Below are 22,394 nucleotides of genomic sequence, written 5' to 3' on the forward strand. Positions count from 1 at the left end.
TTGTACAGATTCAAATAGTCATTAGAAAAGGCAGGGCGCATATACAGATGCGCCCTGCTCTTTTGGGTCTGACACAGGATATCCTTATACGTATACAACCTGTTACCGTGGGTGACTGGTTTCAGTTGTTGTCAGGATATCGTTTTTCCGCAAGACCAGGTTCCAGAAACAATCCTGGTATTTTTTATTCACTTCCCAGAAACCGTTGGCCTGGTAACGGCGTGATGAGGATTGCTGCACCAGTGAGGGTAGATAGGCAATTGTTCCGAATTGGGCGAGTCGTTTACCCAGATCAATATCGTCGCCATAAAAAGTCAAAGCAGTATTGTATCCGCCGGTTTTTTCCAGAACCGAAGCGCGCACAAATGCGTTACCTCCGATCAGAATGGCGGCCCTGCCGGCAAGTTGTGCCAGATTACTGACCAATGGATAGGTTAGCTGTTGCGAGAGCAGCGAGAAAAAACGCATTTGCCTGTTGGCGTCAAAATAATCATAAGGGCCTGTTACGGCAACACGATAGGGGTTGTGTAATAATCCCTTTACTCCTTTACGCAACCAGCTCGAAGCAGGAATACAATCTGCATCCATCTGCGCAATGATATCGCCTGTAGCCAGTTTCCGGGCAGCTTCCCTGGCAAAATTAGTTCCCTTTTGTTCCTCGTATTCCATTCGGATGGGAGGGATACCTGTTGCGGGTTGCCTGTCGATAAACTGTTGTATCAGCAATGCAGTCCGGTCGGTTGAAGCATTGTTTGCTACAATAACTTCATAGTCTGGGTAATCCTGTGCAAGTATCGCTGTCAGTGTGCGATAAATGTACTTTTCTTCATTGTAAGCAGGTATCAGCACGGATACTTTGGGGAGGCTGGCTTTTTTCATACATGATCATTCTGGTATGAAATAACTAATCGTATGTTACCTGGCTATATCCTGCCGTTAAATTCATAGTAGCTTAATGTTTCGATAACTTTTGCTTAACCCGTTGTTCATGTTGCGGATATAGTGACAGGGTTTCTTTGTAAAACCCTTTGGCATGAAACCCGTTATCGTAGTCTTATTTTGTCTTTTGGGTGTACGCTCCGTTGCCCAGTCTGCTCCTCCCCGTAATGTCTTTATCATTACTACTGATGGTTTCCGCTGGCAGGAAGTATTCAGGGGAGCCGATTCATTGCTGATCAGGGATACGGCCTGTGTAAAAGACACAACCCTGCTCTGTCAGCAGTTCTGGAGCGATGATCCTGAAGAAAGAAAGCGTAAACTGCTTCCCTTTTTCTGGAATGTGATAGCACAGAAAGGCAGGTTATCAGGTAACCGCAGTTATGGCAGCGAAGTAAATGTGGCCAACCTGTACAAAATATCATATCCCGGATACAATGAAATACTCACGGGGTATGCCGATACACGTTTCATTCCCAATCTTACCGTTAGCAACCGAAATACCAATATTCTGGAGTACCTGAATACTACGGAAATATATGCCGGCAAAGTAGTCGCATTCAGTTCCTGGAACCTGATGCCTTATATTCTGGCAGAAAACAGAAGTGGGTTGCCCGTGAACAGTGGCTACGAAATGCTGGAAGAGGGAGATGATATATTGAATATTCTGATTAACGAAGTGCAGAAAAATGTGGTGCATAAGGGCAATACCCGCCAGGACCTGCTTACCTATGCCAGTGCCAAAAATTACATTGAACAACAACATCCAAAAGTGGTTTTCCTGGGTTTGGGCGAAACGGATGAATATGCGCATAAAGGCCGGTACGATCAATACCTGCAAAAAGCCCACCAGGTAGACAGAATGCTGGCTGAACTGTGGTATTTTGTTCAAACCGATCCTTTTTATAAAGACAACACGGTGTTTCTGATCACAACTGACCATGGCAGAGGCAGCAAAAGAAACAAGTGGAGCCAGCATGGTTTCTGGGTGAAAGGCTCAGGCGAAGCCTGGATGGCCATGATCGGTGCGGGAATTGCTTCTGAAGGTGAAATAAAAACAAAAGAGCGTTTGTATCAGAAGCAGATCGCTTCTACTGTTTCGCTATTGTTGCATGAAAAATTCGAAGTACCCGATCATACAGTAGCCGGGCCGCTGAAATTAATCGCGAACGAGGTAACAACAGGACAACAGTATTCTAAAACGGTTACTGCAAATAAATAATCATGGAGGAAATACTCGTCAATTATTTTGTCGTGTATGGCTACCTGGCCGTCTTTGCCATGGTGTTATTGCAGGAGCTGGGTATGCCGGGGCTTCCGAACGAATTGGTACTCTTGTATTTTGGTTACCTGAGCCGCCAGGCCGGGCTTTCGTATCCCCTGGTAATTGCGCTGGTGGTAATGGCCGATATGCTGGGTTCTGTGATTCTTTATTTGCTGTTTTATTATGGGCGCAACTGGTTGATACAGATAAAACCCAGGTGGGTGAAATTGCCGGAGAAAAAAGTCTTTTCCCTGAAACAAAAAATAGCATCAGGCGGGGGACGCCCCATTTTTATTGCCAAGCTTACTCCTTTTGTACGCAGTTATATTCCGGTAGTGGCTGGTTTATTACAGATAGAACCTGTTTTATATGGCCGAATCATTGTTGTTACCGCTATCATCTGGAGTGGGGGATGGGTTACTGCCGGTTGGTTACTGTATTTTTAACCGGTCAGTACCGGCAATAAAAAAAGCCATTGGGGAATGGCTTTGTAAAATCAATTTTCCTGCAAGAAATTCAGCGTTACAGGTACTGGAACCATTGTTTGTTCAGGTCCCATTTTTCAAATTCCAGTGCCACTTCTGATAAGAATTTGGCACCGATGCTTCCATCCACGATACGGTGATCATAACTCATGGAGAGATACATCATGTGACGGACGCCAATCGTATCACCTTCCGGTGATTCGATCACCATCGGGCGTTTTTTGATCGCACCAACGGCCATAATGGCTACCTGCGGCTGGTTGATGATAGGAGTGCCCATCAGGCTTCCGAAAGTGCCTACATTGGTGAGGGTGAAAGTACCTCCCTGTGTGTCTTCGGGTTTCAGTTTGTTGTTACGGGCTGCATCGGCCATATTGTTAACGGCTTTGCTTAATCCAACAATATTCAGTTGGTCGGCCCCTTTGATCACAGGTACGATCAGGTTACCGGTCGGTAATGCCGTAGCCATGCCGATATTGATGTCCTTTTTAAGGATGATATTATCACCTTCCAGTGAGCAGTTGATCAGCGGAAAACGTTTGATCACATTGGCAATACACTCGATGAACATCGGTGTGAATGTGAGCTTGGTTCCTTCGCGACGCTCAAATTCATCCTTTACTTTCTGGCGCCATAATACCATATGGGTCACATCGGCTTCGGCAAAACTGGTTACGTGCGGACTGGTCTGTTTGCTGTTCACCATATGTTTGGCGATCAGTTTCCGCATTCTGTCCATTTCCACGATTTCTGTAACACCGGATAGTGTCACCATGGAAGGATCGGATAATCTGCCGGAACTAACCGGTGTGAAACTGCCCGTTACAACAGGCTCAGTAACGAAAGCTACTGCAGGTGTAATATTGATCTGACCAACAGCAGGAACGGAAACAACCGTATCTGTGGCAGGTGTATAGACCGGCAGTTTTCCGGCTTTTTTATCAGCAACATATTGAAGGATGTCTTTCTTGGTCACCCTTCCTTCATTACCACTGCCTGGAATTCTTTCCAGTTCGCTAAGAGCAATGCCTTCACTATTGGCAATGTTAAGTACCAGCGGAGAATAAAAACGATTAACAGCAGCTTTGGCTGGTTCTGTTACCGCAGCCGGGATAAAAGGCACTTCCGGTACTTCCGGTGCAGCATAAAAGGCCTCTGCAATTTCAGTGGCAGCCGGGACAATGGCAGCTTCGGTCCCAGGTTCTTCCGCAGCCGGAGCCGTTTCGGCTACAGTGATGGGTGTTGCAGCTGATCCCTGCGATGCACCATTCTCACTGGCTTCCTGGCCGGTACGTATGCGGGCGATCACGGTTCCGATTGGCACTACATCATTAATGTTGAACAATATCTCGGTAATCACACCTTCGGCGGTAGAGGGAACTTCACTGTCCACTTTATCGGTAGCTATATCCAATACGGTCTCGTCCTGTTTTACAGTGTCGCCAACCTGTTTGTGCCATTTCAGGATCGTGGCTTCCATAATGCTCTCGCCCAGTTTGGGCATAACCAATTCAGCAATTGCCATACTATCGTGCTGTTTTAATTCGGATAGGTTCTATACGCTCTCGATCCGTTTTTCTTTCAATACACCGGTAAAATACACACAGAAAAACGAAAGTGCAAATGTATCGTTTGCCAGGCAAATACGAACACCTGTTAGCGGGTTTCATTGATAAAGATACGCAAAAGGTTGAGCGCATTGGTAGCAGTCAGCTCAATGTTGCGTTTCCTGTCGTAACGGAAATGAAATAACCGGGTTTCCGTTCTTTTTGCACCGGCCACGGCCACCCAGACCATACCTACAGGTTTTTCAGGAGTACCGCCATCCGGCCCCATAATGCCGCTTACGGCAATGGCATAATCTGTTTGCATGATCTCCCTCACCGATATGGCCATCTGCACCACGGTCGCTTCGCTTACTGCTCCCACGGTCTGCAGTGTTTCATCCGGTACCTGTAATACCTTTTGTTTGATGCGGTTATCATAACTCACCACACTTCCCGTAAAAATGGCGGAGGATCCCGGATAACTGGTGAGTACATGGGCAATATAACCTCCTGTGCAGCTTTCGGCTGTGGACAGGGTCTGGCCTCTTTCTTTGAGCATACGCGACACTACCTGTTCCATCGTCAGGTCCTCGGCTACCACCAGGTGCTCTTTCACTCTTTCCTGGAACAGGTTAAAATGATGTGTGACTTCAGCGGCCAACTCAGTTTTATTGAATCCGAATGCCGTTAAACGTAGTCTTACCATGCCATAATTGGGCAGGTAAGCCAGTTTGATATGGGCTGGTAAGGCTTCTTCCAGGTCTTGTATGAGGTTGGCAAGGAAAGATTCGCCAATGCCGGCTGTCAGCAGGGTACGATGTTCAATAAAGCCTGTCTGGAACAGTTCAGGTATCCGTGGAAGTACCTCATGGGTCATCAGCCATTTCATCTCATGCGGTACACCCGGAAGAGAAACGAATACGGTGTCTTCTTTGGTGAAGAGCATACCGGGCGCAGTACCCTGTTGGTTCAGCAATACGGTGCACACATCCGGTACTTCGGCCTGTTTGGCATTACGCTCAATCATCGGCCGTTTGAGCAGATTTTCGAATATATGGGTGATATGGTCCAGCGTAGGCTGGTGCACTACCATCTTGCCTCCAAAATAATCGCAGAGCAGGGGTTTGGTAATGTCGTCTGCCGTGGGGCCCAGTCCACCGGTGATGATCACCAGTTTTACCTGCCGGCTTTCCTCATCAAGCGCCTGCCAGATATCCTCACGTACATCACCTACGGCTACCCTGTGCTTGAGCAGGATCCCCATTTTGTTCAATTCCTGGGCTATCCAGGCACTGTTGGTGTCAATGACCTGTCCAATCAATAATTCATCTCCAATGGTAATGATCGACGCAAAAACTTTTTCCATAGTCTGCTTACGCTTAATTTTAGTGCAAGGTAAAGGGCAAATATGAAAACAGCTTATTGGTTGATAGGTTTATTGGTCTGTTCATTTTCTGTGACAGCACAACCGGTACAGGAACGTCTGGCCAGGGCAGTGGAAAAACTGCAGGCCGATGCGCAGATGAAACATGCCCTGCTGGGCTTACGCGTGGTGAATGCAAAAACGAGGGAAAAAATATTTGAGGTAAATGCGCAAATAGGTTTAGCACCAGCAAGTTGTCAGAAAATTATTACCAGTGCAGCTACCCTGGAATTAATAGGTCCTGCTTATCGTTATGAAACGGTGTTGGGCTATACCGGACGTATTACCCGTAACAAGCTGCATGGTGATCTGTACCTGCAGGGCAGTGGCGATCCCAGCCTGGGCAGCTGGCGGTACGAGCATACGAAAGAAGACCGGCAACTGCAACAGGTACTGGCACTGCTGCAGCAAAAAGATATCCGGAAAATGGAGGGTGGTCTGGTAGGACTGGCAGGTAAATGGGAGCAGGAGACCCTGCCCGGTGGATGGATCTGGGACGATATCGGGAACTATTACGGGGCTGGTTCTGCGGCTTTGAACTGGCGTGAGAACCAGTACGACCTGGTATTACGATCAGGCAGTAGCATCGGCGATACGGTTGAGGTGGTGGATGCGAGACCTGCTCCGGTGGGGGTAACCCTGCAAAGCCAGGCGCTTGCTGCGGCTAAAGGCACGGGCGATAATGCTTATATCTATCTTCCCCCGTTTGCGAGTCAAGGTTTTGTGCGGGGTACGATACCGGTTGAAGAAAAATCTTTCGTAATAGCAGGGTCATTTCCTGATCCCGCACTGCAAATGCTGTCAACCGTGAGCGATTTTCTGGGCAAGGTTGGTATTACACCTGCCGGTTATAGGGTATCATACGACAAAACCATTCCAGGAGGACAGGAACTGGGAAAAATATATTCACCGCCGCTGGACAGCCTGAATTACTGGTTCCTGCGGAAAAGCATCAATTTGTATGGAGAAGCTTTTCTGAAAACGATCGCCTTTGAAAAAACAGGAAAGGGATCTACGGATAAAGGGGTTGAGCTGGTTAAAAAATTCTGGAAAGAGCGGGGCATTGAGTCTTCGGCTTTACGCATCATCGACGGTAGCGGCCTTTCTCCGCAGAACCGTGTTACAGCCGATGCGTTGGTGGATGTGCTGCAATATGCCCGGGGCCGCGACTGGTTCCCCGCTTTTTATGAGGCGTTGCCCCTTTTCAACCAGATGAAACTGAAAAGCGGAACCATTGGAGGGGCTAAAAGTTTTGCCGGATACCATACCGCAAAGGATGGCACTACTTATACCGTGGCCATCATTGTCAACAATTACGATGGTTCGGCAGGGGAGATGGTCCGGAAGATGTTCCAGGTACTGGATGAACTGAAATAAACAGGTATTGCCTGCAGCGGCAACGTCCCGACGGAAAAGAAAAAAACTAAACCAAACAAATACATCCCCATGAAAGAACAAAACTACCGTAATCACACGCGTTATGTGCCTGGGTTTCATTTTGTAACGTCACTTGCCATGCTGGCATTACTGATCGGTTCCTTTATCAACCTGGCCCATTCTGCCAAAGAGAACCTGTATTCGGCTTCCCTGATCTGTCTTGTCAGCGTGATCTTCTGTTTCCTGTTCTGGTATACCCGTTCTTTTGCGTTAAGGGCGCAGGACAGGGCTATCCGGGCAGAAGAGAATTTCCGGCATTTTATCCTTACGGGTAAACCCCTGCCTGCAGGTATCCGCATGAGTCAGGCCATTGCATTGCGTTTTGCCAGCGATGCGGAATTGCCTGCACTGGCGGAAAGAGCTGTGAAGGAAAACTTAAAAAACAGTGAGATCAAACAGGCCATCGTTAACTGGCGGTCTGATCATCACAGGGTCTAATCCGTAAAAAAAGGCGCTAATTTTTGTTTCAGGTGCTCCGGCATAACACTTCGTTTGCCGGTGTGGCTGTCTATAAAGAAAAGAACTACTTTCCCTGTGGTGAGTAGCTTTTTTCTTTCATTGTATACCTCATGGTGAAACTCGATCTCATGTTGGGCTGGCAGGGTTTTCAGTTGTGTTTTAATGGTAATCAGCTCATCGTAATGCGCTGGTCGTAAAAACTTTGCTTCCATAGACACTACTGGCATACGTACCCCCATCTCTTCCATTTTTTTATAGGTAAAACCCAGTTCCCGGATGCATTCTGCACGTCCCACTTCAAAATACTGGGCATAGTTGCCGTAATACACGATATCCATCTGGTCTGTTTCGGCATAACGTACCCTTACTGTGGTGGTATGTTCGTACATGGGATCTTAATTTGTTGACAAACTTACGCCGCTTATCTGTTTTTCCACAAATCATGGAATGATGTTTGCTTACAAACCCCGAATACTACCTTTAAAACAGGTTTTCGCTTTTCATTAAGAAACTAACTGAAATCTTTGCCAGGCTGTTATCGTTTCCATAAACGGGAACGCTGGCAGCCGATCGGATGAGACGGGTCACCGTTACTATTTAACAGATGTAAACCTTCCTTGCTCTATGAAGAAAAGTTTTCACATATTTCTCCTGGTGCTGGTTTCCGGATTCAGTGTGCAACTGCCGGCTCAGTTCACCAAGATACACCTGGATGCAGATGCGGAGTTCAAGAATGCCAAAGAACTATACCAGAAAGAACAGTTCAGCCTGGCGTATCCCGTGTTCAAGAAACTGTACAGCAATGGAACGGGGCAGGGACTGTTATCCGAAATGATCCGGCTGGAGTGCAGGTACTATTATATTATCTGTGGTCTGCAGTTGAACGATAGTACGGCAGTACCCATGGCCCTGGATTTTATGGAACAGGAGAACCATCCTGCCCGGTTACAGATGATGCGTTTTCATCTGGGCGAATATTATTTCCGCAAACAGGATTTTGCGAGTGCGCAGGCGCAATATGCGGCCTCTAATATTGCCAACCTGAGTAACCATGAGATCGCGGACATGAAATTTCACCAGGCCTATGGTTATTTCATCACGCAGCAGTTCGATAAGGCCAAACCCCTGTTCAATGCCATCAGACAGTTGCCGAAAGACCCGAATTATATCGATGCGAACTATTATTTCGGATTTATTTGCTTCAATGATAAGAACTATGCTTTGGCGCTGGAAAGTTTTCAGATAGCTGAAAAACTTCCCGAATACCAGCCGGTAGTTCCTTTTTATATTGCCGAGATCTATTATTTCAAAGGGGAGCGCGAAAAAGCCCTGGAATATGGATTGGCGGCCTTACAGAAGAAAGGGTCTTTTTATGACCTGCAGCTAAAACAACTCGTGGGACATCTCTTATTCGAGAAGCGTGAATTTGCGCGTGCCCTTCCTTACCTGCAGGAATATGTTTCTGCCAACCAGAAAGTAAGAAGGGAAGACCTGTATGAACTTTCTTACTGTTATTATGAGGCCAAACAATGGTCGCGTTCGATAGATGGTTTCAAACAATTGGGTGGTGCACAGGATTCACTGGCGCAGAACAGCATGTACCTGCTGGCCGATGCCTACCTGAAAACCAACGATAAGCCCAATGCACGTACCGCCTTCCAGTTCTGCGCCGCCAATAACAGCAATGCGGTGCAGAAAGAAGTATCGGCCTATCACTACGGTAAACTTTCCTATGAACTGGGTTATATGGACGCGGCTTTGCAATCTTTTCAGTCCTTTATCGCAGCGTATCCTAAGTCAAATTATATCCAGGAAGCCAGGGAGTTGGTGGTGAATACTCTGGCCAATACCAGCAATTACAAGGCCGCTCTGCAGCTTTATGAAAGCCTGGGTACAAAGAGTGATCAGGTGATTAAACTCTATCCCAGATTATTGTATGGCAGCGCTGTGGAACTGATCAATGACCAGCAGATAGACCAGGCAGATGCTCTGCTGACCCGCGTGCTGCAGGCACCTTATAACAATGCACAATTGCCATTTACCTATTTCTGGAAAGGAGAGATTGCTTACCGGAAAGGACAGACAGAAGCTTCTATCGCTTTTTTCCAGAACTACCTGAAGAACCCGGTGATCAATGGTGAAGTGAACCTGGTAAATGCCAAATACAGCCTGGCATATGGCTATCTGAAAAATGAACAGTACACCATGGCCCGCAACTATTTTGAGCAGATCGCCAGAACGGTCTCTGCTGCTTCAACGGCTATTGAGCAGGATGCATATCTGCGTACTGCAGATTGTTATTTCATGGGGAAAGATTTTAAACAGTCTCTGAAAATGTATGAGCAGGTGTTGGCGCAGCAATTACCTTCAGCCGATTATGCCCTGTACCAGAAAGGAATCATTGCAGGCGCCACTAATAAGAACTCCGAAAAGATCAACCTGTTGCAATCGCTGGAAAGGGTTTATCCGAATTCAGCGCTGGTACCCGATGCCAACCTGGAAATGGCCAATACTTATCTTGCCGATGAGAACTTTCAACAGGCGATCGTACCGTTACAGAAACTGGTCAAAGACCCCAAAGCCTCCAACATGGGCCCGCAGGCTTACCTGAAACTGGGTGTGGCCTATTTCAATATGGATAAGAATGAGGAATCGCTCGCCAGCTTCCAGAAACTGGTGACCACTTATCCGGATACACAGGAGAGCAACGATGCCATCGAGTATATCCGCAATATTTTTATAGAAAAGCAACAGCCGGGTGAATTTGCTTCCTTCATGAAACAGAATGGCAAACCGATCACGCATTCGGAAGAAGATTCGCTTACCTTCCGCTCCTCCATGCTCCGGTATGAAGCCAGGGATTTTACTGCTGCGCGAACCGGCTTTGCCGATTATCTTACAAGATTCCCTGATGGCAGGTATTCGCTTGAAGCCAGTTATTTCACCGCTGAGATACAGGTGTCCAATAAACTGAATACGGAAGCACTGCCTTTTTACAAGGCAGTTGCAGACAGGGGCCAGAGCAGATACGCGGAACGCAGTGCCCTGCAAACGGCCCGTATCTATTATTTTGACCTGAAAGATTATCCCAATGCAGCCAGGTATTTCGCACAGTTGAAATCAATAGCTGTACAGCAGGAGAACCGTTTGGAAGCTATGCGTGGATTGTTACGCTGCCAGTTCAAGGCCCAGCAATGGAAGGAAGCGTCGACGAATGCAGCTGAACTGTTGCAGGAAAAAGGCATTGCCACCGATGATCGTATGATGGCCAGTATGGTAGTGGCCAAGAATTACCAGCTGAGTAATGAAACAGATGCGGCCATCTCTGCCTATAAACAGGTGATCGCTGCCGGTAAATCAGAATATGCTGCAGAGGCCCAGTACCGGATTGCAGAGATACAACTCCAGCAGAACAAACTGGCCGACGCGGAAAAATCGGCATTCGAAGTGATCAAAAAAATGGGCTCCTATGAGTTCTGGGTGACCAGGAGTTATATACTGCTGGGAGACCTGTTTGTACAGCAAAAGGACTGGTTCAATGCGGAAGCCACATTCAAAAGTATCGTAGAGAATGCCACTATTGCAGAACTGAAGACAGAAGCGCAGCAACGTCTGGACAAAGTGCTTGCAGAGAAGAATAAAACCAATCAAGTTGAACAACAGTAAAGCGGATCCATACATGAAGTACATCATCAGAACCCTGCTGATCTTTTTACTGGTAGCTGTTGCTGCTGGTTCTGTGCAGGCACAGAAGAAAAAGAACCGCAAGAAGGCAAAAACACAGAAAACGGTTTCCCAGAAAAAAAAGAAAGTACGTGGCAAGACCGCTGCGGTGAAGCCGGCTGCCAAAAAAACGGCAAAGACAACTGCCGGTAGATCACAGGTGCAGGAAGCTGTATCCGATAAGGGTAATGTATTACAGGGGTTGGGTGATACCGCTTCTCCCAAAATGGTCACCATCACTTCTGCCTTCAAGCCTTACCTGAAGAATGCGGCCAAAGTGAATTTTACAGCTGCTACACCGGTGATCGATTCATCCCGTATGGCGGTGAGTTATACGATCCCGTCACAGAACCTGTTCTTTTCTTATCAACCGGTCCCCATCAAACCCTTAGCATTGGCGGTGGACTCGGGATATCTGTGGGAGAACAACCAATACCTGAAAGTAGGCGCCGGTAATTTCAGCTCCTACCTGGCTGAAGCAGGCCTGTCGTTCGGCGATGGTAAGACCAATATCACCAATATCCGTGGAAATTTTCTTACGTCCACAGGCCATTTGTTTGCACAGCAGACAGCCAAATGGGGACTGGACCTGGTATCCATCCTGAATACCCGTACCGATCATGAATGGACCACACATGCCTACTACCAAAGCAGCACTCAATACCAATATGGATATGAACCTGCAACCCTGAACTTTAATAAGGAAGACCTGCTGGAGCGGTATTCTGCTATCGGTATAGACCTGGGCATGCAGTCCAAGAAAGCCAATGCATTCGGGATCACCTACCATCCGCAACTGAAAGTGTACCGTTTCTTTGATAACAGGGAAGCGCATGAGAACAGTGTATCGTTACAACTGCCTGTCAACAAAACATTCGGTAAGAACCTGGCTTTGGACCTGGGCCTGACGGCCGATATGTCGACTGCCCGTTTTCCTTTGATACCCACAGAGCGCGTACTGAAGAATAATCTCTATTACGTGAACCCTTCCGTGCAGTTCCACAGTGGTTCAGTAAAGATCAATGCCGGGGTACAGCCGTCCTGGGATAATAAAGCATTTTCATTATTGCCTAACCTGACGGCGCAGACAAGACTGGCCGATCTGAACCTGATACTGGAAGCAGGATGGGTAGGTTATTACCAAAAGAATACTTTCCGTTCGCTCGCGGGTTTTAACCCCTGGATTGGATCGTTGAACAGTTTGGCCAATACCCGCATCACTGAACAGTATGCAGGTATCCGTGGGGCTACGGGAGATCATTTCACCTACCAGGTAAAAGCTTCCTTGTTGAAACTGAAGAACCAGGCTTTGTTCCTGAATAATACCACAGATGGTAAAACCTTTGACGTGGTGTATGAACCCGAAATGAATGCGGTCCGTTTGCATGGTGAAATCGGGTATACGGTTCAGGAGAACGTATCTTTTTCAGCCGGTGCCAGTTTTACGGAATACAGCAATCTTTCTGTCAACAGCAAAGCATGGGGATTGTTACCCCTGGAAGCCAATGGCTCGGTTAAATGGAAACTGCTGAAAGACCTGCAGGTGAAGGCTGATGTATACCTGTGGGATGGCAGTCAGTATCGCGACAAATCCATGCAGGCCAAAAAAGGAGCAGCCGTGGCTGATCTGAACCTGGGGGCTGAATTTGCCGTGATGCCGCGTTTGAATCTCTGGTTGCAGATGAATAACCTGCTCAATACCCGTTACCAGCGCTGGAATCAATATAGCGTATTGGGTTTCACTGTTTTGGGAGGAGTTGTATATTCGTTCCGGTAATTCAACACGATAATGGAGCAACTCCTGTATAAATACCTTGTTTTACACGGACAACTGGCCATACCTGAGCTGGGTAGGTGGTACATTACAAACATGCCCTCAGAGCTGGATCCCCAAACTGGTATGCGCATGGCGCCCCGACCCGTGGTGATGTTCACTTCAGAGAATCTGCCTGCTTCCGATAAAACATTGTATGATTTCCTGTCGAGGGAAACAGGATGTGATGAAGCCACCGCTGTCCATGATTTTCAGAACTTCGCCAACCGTTTTACTGCCGGGTTGCGGCAGGAGCAGAGAGCTGTATTACCTGGTGTAGGAACCCTGTTCTCTGAAGAGAATGGGCATATCCGGTTTGAAGAAGCTACTGACCTGTCAACATTGCTTCCGCCGATTTTCCTGCCGGATGCGTCTTCTTTGTCAGAAGTGGAGCAGGAGGAGGTTTTGGCTGAAGATGACAATTGGTGGTACTATGCACTGATCCTGCTGATACTGGGTATGGGTGCACTTATTTATTATTATATATGAACCTATAGGGCCGGTTGATCCTGTCCTTACCGAAAGCTATGCCTGAACTGATCACTTATCATCAATGCCCTCTTTGTGGATCTGCTTCCGTATATCCGGCTTTATCGGCCAAGGACCACACGGTTTCCGGTGAACAGTTTGAGATCTGGCATTGTGATGATTGTACCGGCCGTTTTACCCAACGGGTACCGGCAGCAGCAGCTATTGGCGCCTATTATCAATCTGCCGGTTATGTGTCTCATTCCGATACCGAAAAAGGATTGGTGAACCGGCTGTATCACCTGGTTCGGAATTATACGCTTACCACCAAACGCAAACTGGTGCAGGATGTAACCGGCAGCACAACCGGTGCATTGCTGGATGTAGGTGCCGGAACCGGCGCTTTCTCCAATACCATGCGCATGGCCGGCTGGCAGGTAACCGCGTTGGAGCCGGATGAAACGGCCCGTCAGAATGCTAAGAAAAAATATGGGTTGGAACCTTCGTCGCCCGACCAGCTGTTTTCCCTGCAGCCGGATCAGTTTGATGCCATCACGCTCTGGCACGTGCTGGAACACGTGCACGACCTGCACGGGTATCTGTCTCAGTTTCACCGCCTATTGAAACCCGGCGGACGTTTGCTCATCGCTGTTCCCAATTATACCAGTTATGATGCCAAAGTATATGGCGGCTTCTGGGCTGCGTATGATGTGCCCAGGCACCTGTACCATTTCTCACCCAAAAGCATGGAAATGCTGGGAAATGCCAAAGGCTTTGATCTGAAAACCACAGAGCCGATGTGGTTCGATAGTTTTTATGTATCAATGCTGAGTGAACAATACCGTAATGGCAGTGCAAATATTTTCGGTGCACTCTGGAATGGACTCATCTCAAATATGAACGCACTGGGCGACCGTAAGCGGTGCAGTTCGGTGATCTATGTGTTTGCCAAAAAATAGCGGCAGTATGCGTTGTTTTGATCACTGCCGCTGCTTACTGGAATTTCACTTCGAACAGTTTGGGCCAGTGTTTACCCGTGATGAAAAATCGTTTACCAACACTATCGTAGGCAATGCCGTTCAATACTTCGTCGGATGACTGTGATTCTGCGCTGATGACCCCTGGTGCATATTTGTCTAATACATAAGAGAAATCAGCCTGTGCCACCACTTTACCGGTGGCAGGATCAATCTTGACGATCTTGTTAGTCAACCATACGTTGGCATAAATAAACCCGTCCACGTATTCCATCTCATTGATGTTCACCAGGGGGCCGTTATTGTCTGTGACAGCTACGGTTTTTACTACCTGGAAGGTTTCCGGATCGCGGAAATACAGGTTATTGCTCCTGTTGTTGTTGATGAGGTATTTGCCATCGTTGGTCATACCCCAGCCTTCACCCTCGTAGGAGAACTCCCTGATCTTATTGAACGTTTTGAAATCGTACACGAAACATTTACCATGTTCCCAGGTAAGCTGGTAAATTTTTCCATTGAATACAGTGATGCCCTCACCAAAATATTCTTTGGGCAGATCGATCTTTTTGATATCCTTCCCGGTGGTTAACGATACACGGGCCAGTTTGCTCTTGCCTTCGTGCCCGGTGCTTTCATACAATGTGCTATCGTGCCATTCCAGTCCTTCGGTATAGGAGCCGGTATTGTGGGGATACACATTCGTGATAGTATAATTCAGCACAGCCGGCATATCTGTGGCAGGAACGGCTGTTGCATCTTCTGTTCCGGTATTCTGGCAGGCAGCCAGCATCAACAGTGAACCAATAACAGGTAGCAGTTTCTTCATACAGGTAAATTGCGATAAAAATAGATAAGTTGGGCCATCAGTCCGTTAAAAATAATCCAACAACTGCTGTGATAATTTTTCGGCCACAATGGGGGTCAGGGCCACACCCATGCCGTTACAGGCGATGGCAGCGGTAACCCCTTCCTTGACCTGGGCTGTGTATGGGCGTTTGTCGGCAGTGAATCCCATGATACCGCTCCAATGATGGTCTATGCGATATTGAAAGGAAGGATGCAGGTGTTGCACAAGAAAATCTTCCAGCACTTTGCGAACAGACGCCGATCCGGTAAGGTCGGTAGTAGCTTCCGCTTCAAAAGCGGTATTGCGGGCACCGCCCAACAGGATCCGATCACCCAGGTTACGCCAGTAATAAAAACCTTCATCAAAATGGAAGGTACCTTTCATGGGCAGACCCGGAATGGGAGAGGTGACGATCACCTGTCCGCGTGCCGGTTGTATCGCCGCCTTTGGTGCCAGTTCATTCGTAAAGGCATTGGTGCAAAGCAATACATGAATGGCTGTAAACTGGCGGTTTTGCCGGGTGGTAATGCAAACCGAACTGTTTTGTTTTTCAATAGTACTGACTTCCAGTCCGGATAAGATGGTTACGCCTGCTGCCTGTACTTTCTGTGTAAGCAACTGCATCAGCTTGCCACTGTGTAAAGCAGCTTCTGTTTCGTTTTCCACCAGGGTATCAAAACCCCGTAGCCCCATCGCCGCCAGTTTGTGGTTTACCTGTTGAAATAATGCCGGTTTACCTGTGATCCCCTTCAATAATCCGTTCAGCCAGTTGAGCCGGTCAGGCAGTTCCTGCCAGTGGGTATCATCCTGGTTAATACACTCATAACCACCACAGGCATCAAAACCGATAGCTGTATCGGTGAAATGTGCACGGATCTTCTCTATGCCCCTGTAACGCATTTCGGCAATAGACAGCATGTCATCGGTGCCTTGTGTATCGGCATCGTGCAGGAGTTCGGTGGGACTTCCAAAGCAGGCAAAACCTGCATTACGGGTAGAAGCGCCCAGTGGAGTGGTGTTTCTTTCTAGAATGGTCACCCGCAGCGAGGGGCGCAGTTTTTTCAGTTCAAAAGCAGTCCAGAGCCCCATGAGACCAGCCCCCACAATGATGATGTCTTGCGGTGCGTAGAAACTTTCTTTTTCCCATATCGACAAAACAACAGACATACTGATCGATTGAGCATGATGGGGATGGCTGCCAGGCAGGAGCGATCCTGTGTTATACGTTAAAACGGAAGTGCATCACATCTCCGTCCTGAACCACATATTCTTTTCCCTCAATGCGCAAACGGCCGTTCTCGCGACAGGCGGCTTCGCTACCGTATTTCACAAAATCTTCATAAGCGATCACTTCCGCTTTGATGAATCCTTTTTCAAAATCGGTATGAATCACACTGGCAGCCTGTGGGGCTTTCCAGCCCTTGTGGATGGTCCAGGCACGCACTTCCTGCACGCCAGCGGTGAAATAGGTATCCAGATTCAATAATTTATAGGCAGAATGAATCAGGCGATTCAGGGCAGGTTCGGTCATCTTGTATTCTTCCATGAACATCTGCTTGTCTTCCTCGGCATCCATTTCAGCGATCTGTGCTTCAATATTGTTGCACATCACGATGACTTCAGCGCCTTCGGCTTTCGCAGCTGCAGCAAGGGCTTCTGAATATTTGTTGCCGGTGTGCATGCTGGCTTCGTCTACATTGGCTACGTACAGCACGGGTTTGTCTGTCAGCAGGAACAGGTCTGCTACTGCAACTTTCTCTTCCTTGCTCAGGCCGAGTGTGTGTATGTTCTTTCCTTTGTCCAGGTGCTCCTTGCAACGGGTCAGTATCTCAAATTCAGCTTTGGCTTTGGTATCGCTACCCACGCGGGCCATTTTTTCTACGCGCTGCATCTTTTTCTCCACACTTTCCATGTCTTTCAGCTGCAGTTCGGTCTCGATGATCTCTTTATCGCTGATCGGGTTGATGGCGCCTTCTTCGCGTAATACGTTCTCGTCTTCAAAACAACGGATCACATGGATGATAGCATCCACTTCACGGATATTGCCCAGGAATTTGTTTCCCAGTCCTTCGCCTTTACTGGCACCTTTTACCAGACCGGCAATGTCTACGATCTCCATCTGTGTGGGTACGATACGGTCGGGCTGCACCAGTTCGGCCAGCTTGTTCAGTCTGGCATCGGGCACATCCACCAATCCAACATTGGGTTCAATGGTACAGAAACGGTAATTGCTTGCCTGCGCTTTGGCGCTGTTGCTGACCGCATTAAATAAGGTTGATTTACCCACGTTCGGTAATCCCACGATGCCTGCTTGTAAAGCCATAATTCAGTGTTATAAGTTAGATGACAGGTGTGTACTGTTACCCAGTTTACCCCTGATTTTAGAGCCGCAAATATAGCCTGATTTAGGGGTAAAACGCAGACTATTTATGCCGGCTGCCAGCAAGACTGGCTGGCCATGCCTGGAACTGGCAGGCATGTTTTTCCAGGCGGATTGCTGACTGGTGATTCCTGTAGTTTCCCTATTCAAAAAATCCGTTTTACCTGCTGAATTCGTTATTTTCACTTCACAAACTACCCCTATGGCGCTGAATTATGTCTGGATCGTATTTTTCGTGGTTGGCCTGGTGATCGCCCTGTTCCGTCTGATCGTTTTTCATGACTATGAGATATTTAAGAAACTGGTTGAAGGCATATTCGATTCGTCCAAATCTTCTGTCATGGATATCGGTCTTCCGCTGGCCGGGGCTATGATCTTTTTTATGGGATTGATGAACATAGGGGAGAAAGCCGGAGCGGTCAATTTCCTGGCCCGTATCCTGAATCCTTTTATGAAACGCCTGTTCCCCGAAGTGCCCGACAAACACCCGGCCATGGGAGAGATGGTGATGAATTTCAGTGCCAATATGCTCGGCCTGGACAATGCGGCCACACCTTTTGGCCTGAAAGCCATGGAGAGCCTGCAGACATTGAATCCCAATAAAGAAACGGCCAGTAACTCGCAGATCATGTTCCTGGTACTGCATACCAGCGGACTCACCCTGATACCTTTGTCGATCATTGCCTATCGGGCCAGTGGTGGCAGTACCAATCCTACCAGTGTATTTGTGCCGCTGATGCTGGCTACCACGGTGGCAACGGTGGCAAGTATCATCATTACGGGCATTTATCAGCGTCTTCGGTTTGATAAAGTGCTGGTATTATGGCTCGGCGGGATCATTGTGAGTATCGGGTTATTTGCGATGTTCATCAACAGCCTGCCTTCGCAGAAGAACGTTCCGGAGCCAAGCCTGTTTACCAAAGAGACCTTCAGTAATGTACTGGGTAACTGTATCCTGTTCTTTATCATTTCCGCATTCATTATCGGAGGTTTTGTACGTAAGATCAATGTGTTCGATGCATTCATCGATGGTGCCAAACAGGGATGGGATGTGATCATCAAAGTGATCCCTTACCTGGTGGGTTTACTGGTGGCCATCCGTGTGTTCCGTGACAGCGGTGCGCTGGATGCGATCATCAATGGTATCAGCTGGTGTTTTATACAGGTGGGTATCACCAGTGATTTTGTGCCAGCGTTACCCGTGGCTATCATGCGTCCATTCAGCGGGGGCGGAGCAAGAGGTCTGATGCTCGATATTTTCAAAGTGCATGGGGCCGATAGTTTTATCGGTCAGCTGGCATCTACTTTCCAGGGCAGTGCTGATACTACTTTTTACATCATTGCCCTGTATTTTGGTAGTGTGGGTATTAAAAAAGTGCGCTATGCCATCTGGGCGGGTATGCTGGCAGACCTGTTAGGGGTTATTTCAGCCATCATGATCGCGTATATCTTCTTTGCATAATAACGGGGGGATGGGGCGGATTGGGTAGTCGGTTCGCAAATACAAGACAGCTACAGGTGATTATACCATAATTTGTAGTAAATCAATACTTCACTCGTCTTCAGGTTTGAGTAAGTCCACATTAACCTCACAGTAAGCCCACATTTCAGCACATTTTTGTGCTAAACTGTGGGTTTATTGTGGGGTAACTATGGGTAATATACATCGTTAACTAAAAACACTTATATAAATACCATACAAGGAGTGAGAATACAGCGCACAAAACGGGATTAATATAACCATCATGGCCCTGTTTATGAGAGTTGTTATCCGGCGCGAACTGCTAAATGCTTATGTGTTCCAATCATTTATCAGAGGTTAGGCTTAAAGCGGAAGAATGGTGAATGGATTACAACTGCTCAAGGCCACACGCATCGCTCGGTTATGTACCACCAGCTGAATATATTAAAATCCAAATCCTATAAAAACTGAAAAAAAAGAAGAATTTTATACTTTTAAGTGTAGCGGATTTTTGGGGAGCTTACAGAAACACCTGTTCCCCTGTTGGCCGAAACCGGATAATAGCGTAGCAATTCTATACAGGGTTATACCATCTTCAGCAGCCGCTCTGTAAGCAGTTGTACACCCACGGTTGCTGGCGCTTCAATGGCTGTAAGATGTGCAATTGATCCTGTTTGCGGGATCGATTTGTCTACGATGAATTTGGGTATGGATGCCGGTGCATAGCGCAGTAATCCTGCGGCCGGGTACACAGCCAGGGATGTGCCAATCACCACAAAAATATCCGCCATTGAACTGATATCCGCAGCCAGTTCAATCATGGGCACCGGCTCTTCAAACCAGACGATATGTGGTCTTAACTGCCCGCCATCCGGCGCAAGGTCTCCCAAGCGGATATCGCCCCTGATCTCGTACACTTCCGAATCGTATCCAAGCTGCAGATCATGACCCGATACCAGGCAGCTCCGCATTTTAAAGATCTCTCCGTGCAGGTGTACCACTTTTGTACTGCCCGCCTTTTCATGCAGGTTATCGATGTTCTGGGTAATGATGGTCACATCAAACTGTTCTTCCAGCGCTGCCAATCCGGTATGTGCTGCATTGGGTAATGCCCCGGCCACATCTTTTCTCCGCATGTTATAGAAATCCAGTACCAGCTGCGGATCTTTGGCCCAGCCACGCGGAGAAGCCACTTCATACACATCGTACCCTTCCCAAAGACCATCACTGTCTCTGAAAGTGCGTAGGCCGCTTTCAGCACTGATGCCTGCGCCGGTAAGTACCACCAGTTTCTTTTTTTCCATTTGCCAAAATTACAAATAGCTGCAGGTTGTCAGCTAAAGAAAACTGCCGGGCAACCTAGGGTGTCCAGCAGTTTTGGAATTGCATTCGTTCGATATAAGTCATTTGGTGCCCGCCATTTCCATAATGATCTTCCATTCTTCTTCCCGAACGGCACCTACCGATAGCCTGCCCAGTCTTACCAGGTCCATATTAGCCAGCCTTTTATCTGCTTTGATCTGTGCCAGTCCAACGGGTTTTTGTAATTTTTTATAGGGTTTAAAATCCACCACCACCCAGGCCTCATCGTCGGTAGTGGGATCCTGGTAGGCTTCTTTCACCACTTTGGCTATACCTACGATCTCCATTCCTTCATTGCTGTGGTACCAGAAAGCGAGGTCGCCTTTTTTCATCGATCGCAGGTTGTTGCGTGCCGCGTAGTTGCGTACGCCGTCCCAGAAGGTCTGTCCGTCTTTTTCAAATTGCTCCCAGCTGTACTTGAACGGTTCTGATTTAATGAGCCAATAGTTCATAATAATTTAGTAATTAATAATTTGTAATTAGAAATTAGAGGGGGATCATAGGGCTGCTTTTCGACAGGAGGCAGGGATCAACGCTTCAAACAATTAGTAATTATCAACTACTAATTACTAATTGCTAACGACAGCCATCACCATCCACTTGCCAGCACATCGGCCAGGTGCATTACCTGTAGGCCGGTATTCTTGTGTTTATTACATCCGTCGATATGCATCAGGCAGCTCATATCCGTACTCACGATGTATTCGGCACCGGTAGCGGCGGCATTGGTCACTTTCTGGTCGCCCATGGCAATACTGATGGGCTCGAATTTCACAGCGAAGGTTCCGCCAAAACCGCAACAGGTTTCCACATCATTCATCTCTATCAGTTCCAATCCCTTTACCTTACTCAGCAATTGCCGTGGTTCGTTTTTGATCTTGCATTCGCGGAGGCCGGCGCAGCTGTCGTGGTAGGTCACTTTTGCGGGGAAACTGGCACCCAGGTCATCGACCTTCAGAATATGTATCAGGAATTCAGAAAACTCGAAGATCCTTTCTGCTGTCTTTTTGGCGAGGGCGCTTTCGGGGGCATTCTCGAATAGTCCGATGTAGTAGTTACGTACAAAACCGACACAACTGGCGCTGGGGGCAACAATATAATCGGACCCGGAAAAATCACTGAGGAATTTACTGCATACTTCTTTTGCTTCGCCCCAGAATCCGGCGTTATAGGCAGGTTGGCCGCAACAGGTCTGGCCGGTGTTGTACGATACGGTACATCCTGCTTTCTCCAGCACTTTTACCATATTGAATGCCACAGAAGGATACAACTGGTCAATGAAACAGGGGATGAATAACTGAACGTTCATGTGTGGAAGAAAATTACTGTTTGAGTTTCCTGTTTAAAGCTATCATTTTTATGGCAGTAATAGCTGCTTCCTCACCTTTGTGTCCGTGTTTGCCGCCAATGCGTTCAATGGCCTGCTGTTCGTTGTCAACGGTGAGCACACCAAAGATAACGGGACTATCCAGCGAAAGGTTGAGTTGCACTACACCATCGGTGACTGCTTTGCACACATAATCGAAATGTGGTGTGTCGCCGCGGATCACTGTACCCAGGGTAATGTATGCATCGGGTAGCTTGTCTGCATAGGTGTAATGATTCTTCACTGCAAATGGCAGCTCGAATGCACCTGGAACGGTGAGTGTTTTACAGACGACATTATGTGCTTTCAGTACTTTTTTTACGCCTGCTTCCAGTTTATTGATGATATGCGCGTTCCACTCGGTCTTCACGATTACAACAAAGGCATCCTTGATTGCCGGGATGCCTTTGTTTACGTTTGTATTGCCTTTGGTAGCCATGTTATG

The 22,394-nt window shown here is 47.6% G+C and carries 20 protein-coding genes; 9 read left to right on the forward strand and 11 right to left on the reverse strand.

Going from position 1 to position 22,394, the window contains the following annotated elements; all coding sequences use genetic code 11:
- Window positions 1–102: 102 nt before the first annotated feature.
- Complete coding sequence (locus ACH3Y6_RS12585) at window positions 103–879, reverse strand: glycosyltransferase family 2 protein (protein ID WP_490835967.1); 777 nt, start codon at window positions 877–879, stop codon at window positions 103–105.
- A gap of 154 nt (window positions 880–1,033) precedes the next feature.
- Here ACH3Y6_RS12585 and ACH3Y6_RS12590 point away from each other — a divergent pair, with 154 nt between their 5' ends.
- Window positions 1,034–2,158 (forward strand): hypothetical protein, encoded by a 1,125-nt coding sequence (locus ACH3Y6_RS12590; protein ID WP_490835968.1) that lies wholly within the window; start codon window positions 1,034–1,036, stop codon window positions 2,156–2,158.
- Between the two features lie 2 nt (window positions 2,159–2,160).
- Window positions 2,161–2,646, forward strand: a complete 486-nt coding sequence (locus tag ACH3Y6_RS12595; protein WP_490835969.1) for a DedA family protein — start codon at window positions 2,161–2,163, stop codon at window positions 2,644–2,646.
- Between the two features lie 76 nt (window positions 2,647–2,722).
- On the opposite strand, the gene ACH3Y6_RS12600 is transcribed toward ACH3Y6_RS12595, so the two are convergent.
- Window positions 2,723–4,210: a dihydrolipoamide acetyltransferase family protein gene (locus tag ACH3Y6_RS12600; protein ID WP_490835970.1), complete on the reverse strand. Its 1,488-nt coding sequence runs from the start codon at window positions 4,208–4,210 to the stop codon at window positions 2,723–2,725.
- Between the two features lie 131 nt (window positions 4,211–4,341).
- Window positions 4,342–5,598, reverse strand: coding sequence for a competence/damage-inducible protein A (locus ACH3Y6_RS12605; RefSeq protein WP_490835971.1), 1,257 nt, complete (start codon window positions 5,596–5,598; stop codon window positions 4,342–4,344).
- Window positions 5,599–5,640: 42 nt separating this feature from the next.
- On the opposite strand from ACH3Y6_RS12605, the gene dacB reads away from it, so the two are divergent.
- A complete protein-coding gene (dacB, locus tag ACH3Y6_RS12610) occupies window positions 5,641–7,032 on the forward strand; it encodes a D-alanyl-D-alanine carboxypeptidase/D-alanyl-D-alanine endopeptidase (protein ID WP_490835972.1) in 1,392 nt (463 codons plus the stop codon).
- Window positions 7,033–7,101: 69 nt separating this feature from the next.
- On the forward strand, window positions 7,102–7,530 hold the full coding sequence (locus ACH3Y6_RS12615; protein ID WP_490835973.1) for a DUF6526 family protein: 429 nt from the start codon (window positions 7,102–7,104) through the stop codon (window positions 7,528–7,530).
- On the opposite strand, the gene ACH3Y6_RS12620 is transcribed toward ACH3Y6_RS12615, so the two are convergent.
- Complete coding sequence (locus tag ACH3Y6_RS12620) at window positions 7,527–7,940, reverse strand: acyl-CoA thioesterase (protein ID WP_490835974.1); 414 nt, start codon at window positions 7,938–7,940, stop codon at window positions 7,527–7,529. The two genes, ACH3Y6_RS12615 and ACH3Y6_RS12620, sit on opposite strands and share 4 nt — an antisense overlap.
- 235 nt (window positions 7,941–8,175) lie before the next feature.
- Between ACH3Y6_RS12620 and ACH3Y6_RS12625 the strand changes: the two genes are divergently transcribed.
- From ACH3Y6_RS12625 to ACH3Y6_RS12640, 4 genes are read left to right on the forward strand one after another with little or no spacing between them, the layout of a single operon-like run.
- The gene (locus ACH3Y6_RS12625; protein ID WP_490835975.1) at window positions 8,176–11,217 is read left to right on the forward strand and encodes a tetratricopeptide repeat protein; all 3,042 of its coding nucleotides are present in this window, start codon (window positions 8,176–8,178) and stop codon (window positions 11,215–11,217) included.
- Window positions 11,218–11,230: 13 nt separating this feature from the next.
- Window positions 11,231–13,051: a hypothetical protein gene (locus ACH3Y6_RS12630; RefSeq protein ID WP_490835976.1), complete on the forward strand. Its 1,821-nt coding sequence runs from the start codon at window positions 11,231–11,233 to the stop codon at window positions 13,049–13,051.
- Between the two features lie 12 nt (window positions 13,052–13,063).
- Window positions 13,064–13,576 (forward strand): hypothetical protein, encoded by a 513-nt coding sequence (locus tag ACH3Y6_RS12635; protein WP_490835977.1) that lies wholly within the window; start codon window positions 13,064–13,066, stop codon window positions 13,574–13,576.
- Between the two features lie 38 nt (window positions 13,577–13,614).
- The gene (locus ACH3Y6_RS12640) at window positions 13,615–14,514 is read left to right on the forward strand and encodes a class I SAM-dependent methyltransferase (RefSeq protein WP_490835978.1); all 900 of its coding nucleotides are present in this window, start codon (window positions 13,615–13,617) and stop codon (window positions 14,512–14,514) included.
- A gap of 34 nt (window positions 14,515–14,548) precedes the next feature.
- Here ACH3Y6_RS12640 and ACH3Y6_RS12645 read toward each other — a convergent pair whose 3' ends face one another.
- The 3 genes from ACH3Y6_RS12645 to ychF are packed head-to-tail and all read right to left on the reverse strand — an operon-like array spanning window position 14,549 to window position 17,702.
- The gene (locus ACH3Y6_RS12645; RefSeq protein WP_490835979.1) at window positions 14,549–15,358 is read right to left on the reverse strand and encodes a glutaminyl-peptide cyclotransferase; all 810 of its coding nucleotides are present in this window, start codon (window positions 15,356–15,358) and stop codon (window positions 14,549–14,551) included.
- 45 nt (window positions 15,359–15,403) lie between these two features.
- A complete protein-coding gene (locus ACH3Y6_RS12650; RefSeq protein WP_490835980.1) occupies window positions 15,404–16,546 on the reverse strand; it encodes an NAD(P)/FAD-dependent oxidoreductase in 1,143 nt (380 codons plus the stop codon).
- 52 nt (window positions 16,547–16,598) lie between these two features.
- Entirely contained in the window at window positions 16,599–17,702 is a 1,104-nt protein-coding gene (gene ychF / locus ACH3Y6_RS12655) for a redox-regulated ATPase YchF (RefSeq protein ID WP_490835981.1), read from the reverse strand.
- A gap of 259 nt (window positions 17,703–17,961) precedes the next feature.
- Here ychF and ACH3Y6_RS12660 point away from each other — a divergent pair, with 259 nt between their 5' ends.
- Window positions 17,962–19,221 (forward strand): nucleoside recognition domain-containing protein, encoded by a 1,260-nt coding sequence (locus ACH3Y6_RS12660; RefSeq protein ID WP_490835982.1) that lies wholly within the window; start codon window positions 17,962–17,964, stop codon window positions 19,219–19,221.
- A 584-nt stretch (window positions 19,222–19,805) separates the two neighbouring features.
- Here the strand turns inward: ACH3Y6_RS12660 and ACH3Y6_RS12665 are convergent.
- The 4 genes from ACH3Y6_RS12665 to ribH form a co-directional block, all read right to left on the reverse strand.
- On the reverse strand, window positions 19,806–20,525 hold the full coding sequence (locus ACH3Y6_RS12665; RefSeq protein WP_490835983.1) for an SIR2 family NAD-dependent protein deacylase: 720 nt from the start codon (window positions 20,523–20,525) through the stop codon (window positions 19,806–19,808).
- A 99-nt stretch (window positions 20,526–20,624) separates the two neighbouring features.
- Complete coding sequence (locus ACH3Y6_RS12670; protein ID WP_490835984.1) at window positions 20,625–21,035, reverse strand: EVE domain-containing protein; 411 nt, start codon at window positions 21,033–21,035, stop codon at window positions 20,625–20,627.
- A 137-nt stretch (window positions 21,036–21,172) separates the two neighbouring features.
- Complete coding sequence (locus ACH3Y6_RS12675) at window positions 21,173–21,892, reverse strand: (Fe-S)-binding protein (RefSeq protein ID WP_490835985.1); 720 nt, start codon at window positions 21,890–21,892, stop codon at window positions 21,173–21,175.
- Window positions 21,893–21,905: 13 nt separating this feature from the next.
- Window positions 21,906–22,388: a 6,7-dimethyl-8-ribityllumazine synthase gene (gene ribH, locus ACH3Y6_RS12680; RefSeq protein WP_490835986.1), complete on the reverse strand. Its 483-nt coding sequence runs from the start codon at window positions 22,386–22,388 to the stop codon at window positions 21,906–21,908.
- Window positions 22,389–22,394 lie beyond the last annotated feature (6 nt).

The organism is Sediminibacterium sp. FW305-C-269 (genome assembly GCF_058231045.1).

Coding starts and splice junctions, on each gene's coding strand:
- ACH3Y6_RS12645 (WP_490835979.1), bottom strand. CDS start 15,358: ATGAAGAAACTGCTACCTGTTATTGGTTCACTGTTGATGCTGGCTGCC.
- ACH3Y6_RS12665 (WP_490835983.1), bottom strand. CDS start 20,525: ATGGAAAAAAAGAAACTGGTGGTACTTACCGGCGCAGGCATCAGTGCT.
- ACH3Y6_RS12635 (WP_490835977.1), top strand. CDS start 13,064: ATGGAGCAACTCCTGTATAAATACCTTGTTTTACACGGACAACTGGCC.
- ACH3Y6_RS12660 (WP_490835982.1), top strand. CDS start 17,962: ATGGCGCTGAATTATGTCTGGATCGTATTTTTCGTGGTTGGCCTGGTG.
- ribH (WP_490835986.1), bottom strand. CDS start 22,388: ATGGCTACCAAAGGCAATACAAACGTAAACAAAGGCATCCCGGCAATC.
- ACH3Y6_RS12605 (WP_490835971.1), bottom strand. CDS start 5,598: ATGGAAAAAGTTTTTGCGTCGATCATTACCATTGGAGATGAATTATTG.
- ychF (WP_490835981.1), bottom strand. CDS start 17,702: ATGGCTTTACAAGCAGGCATCGTGGGATTACCGAACGTGGGTAAATCA.
- ACH3Y6_RS12630 (WP_490835976.1), top strand. CDS start 11,231: ATGAAGTACATCATCAGAACCCTGCTGATCTTTTTACTGGTAGCTGTT.
- ACH3Y6_RS12595 (WP_490835969.1), top strand. CDS start 2,161: ATGGAGGAAATACTCGTCAATTATTTTGTCGTGTATGGCTACCTGGCC.
- ACH3Y6_RS12615 (WP_490835973.1), top strand. CDS start 7,102: ATGAAAGAACAAAACTACCGTAATCACACGCGTTATGTGCCTGGGTTT.
- ACH3Y6_RS12650 (WP_490835980.1), bottom strand. CDS start 16,546: ATGTCTGTTGTTTTGTCGATATGGGAAAAAGAAAGTTTCTACGCACCG.
- ACH3Y6_RS12670 (WP_490835984.1), bottom strand. CDS start 21,035: ATGAACTATTGGCTCATTAAATCAGAACCGTTCAAGTACAGCTGGGAG.
- ACH3Y6_RS12620 (WP_490835974.1), bottom strand. CDS start 7,940: ATGTACGAACATACCACCACAGTAAGGGTACGTTATGCCGAAACAGAC.
- dacB (WP_490835972.1), top strand. CDS start 5,641: ATGAAAACAGCTTATTGGTTGATAGGTTTATTGGTCTGTTCATTTTCT.
- ACH3Y6_RS12585 (WP_490835967.1), bottom strand. CDS start 879: ATGAAAAAAGCCAGCCTCCCCAAAGTATCCGTGCTGATACCTGCTTAC.
- ACH3Y6_RS12675 (WP_490835985.1), bottom strand. CDS start 21,892: ATGAACGTTCAGTTATTCATCCCCTGTTTCATTGACCAGTTGTATCCT.
- ACH3Y6_RS12640 (WP_490835978.1), top strand. CDS start 13,615: ATGCCTGAACTGATCACTTATCATCAATGCCCTCTTTGTGGATCTGCT.
- ACH3Y6_RS12590 (WP_490835968.1), top strand. CDS start 1,034: ATGAAACCCGTTATCGTAGTCTTATTTTGTCTTTTGGGTGTACGCTCC.
- ACH3Y6_RS12625 (WP_490835975.1), top strand. CDS start 8,176: ATGAAGAAAAGTTTTCACATATTTCTCCTGGTGCTGGTTTCCGGATTC.
- ACH3Y6_RS12600 (WP_490835970.1), bottom strand. CDS start 4,210: ATGGCAATTGCTGAATTGGTTATGCCCAAACTGGGCGAGAGCATTATG.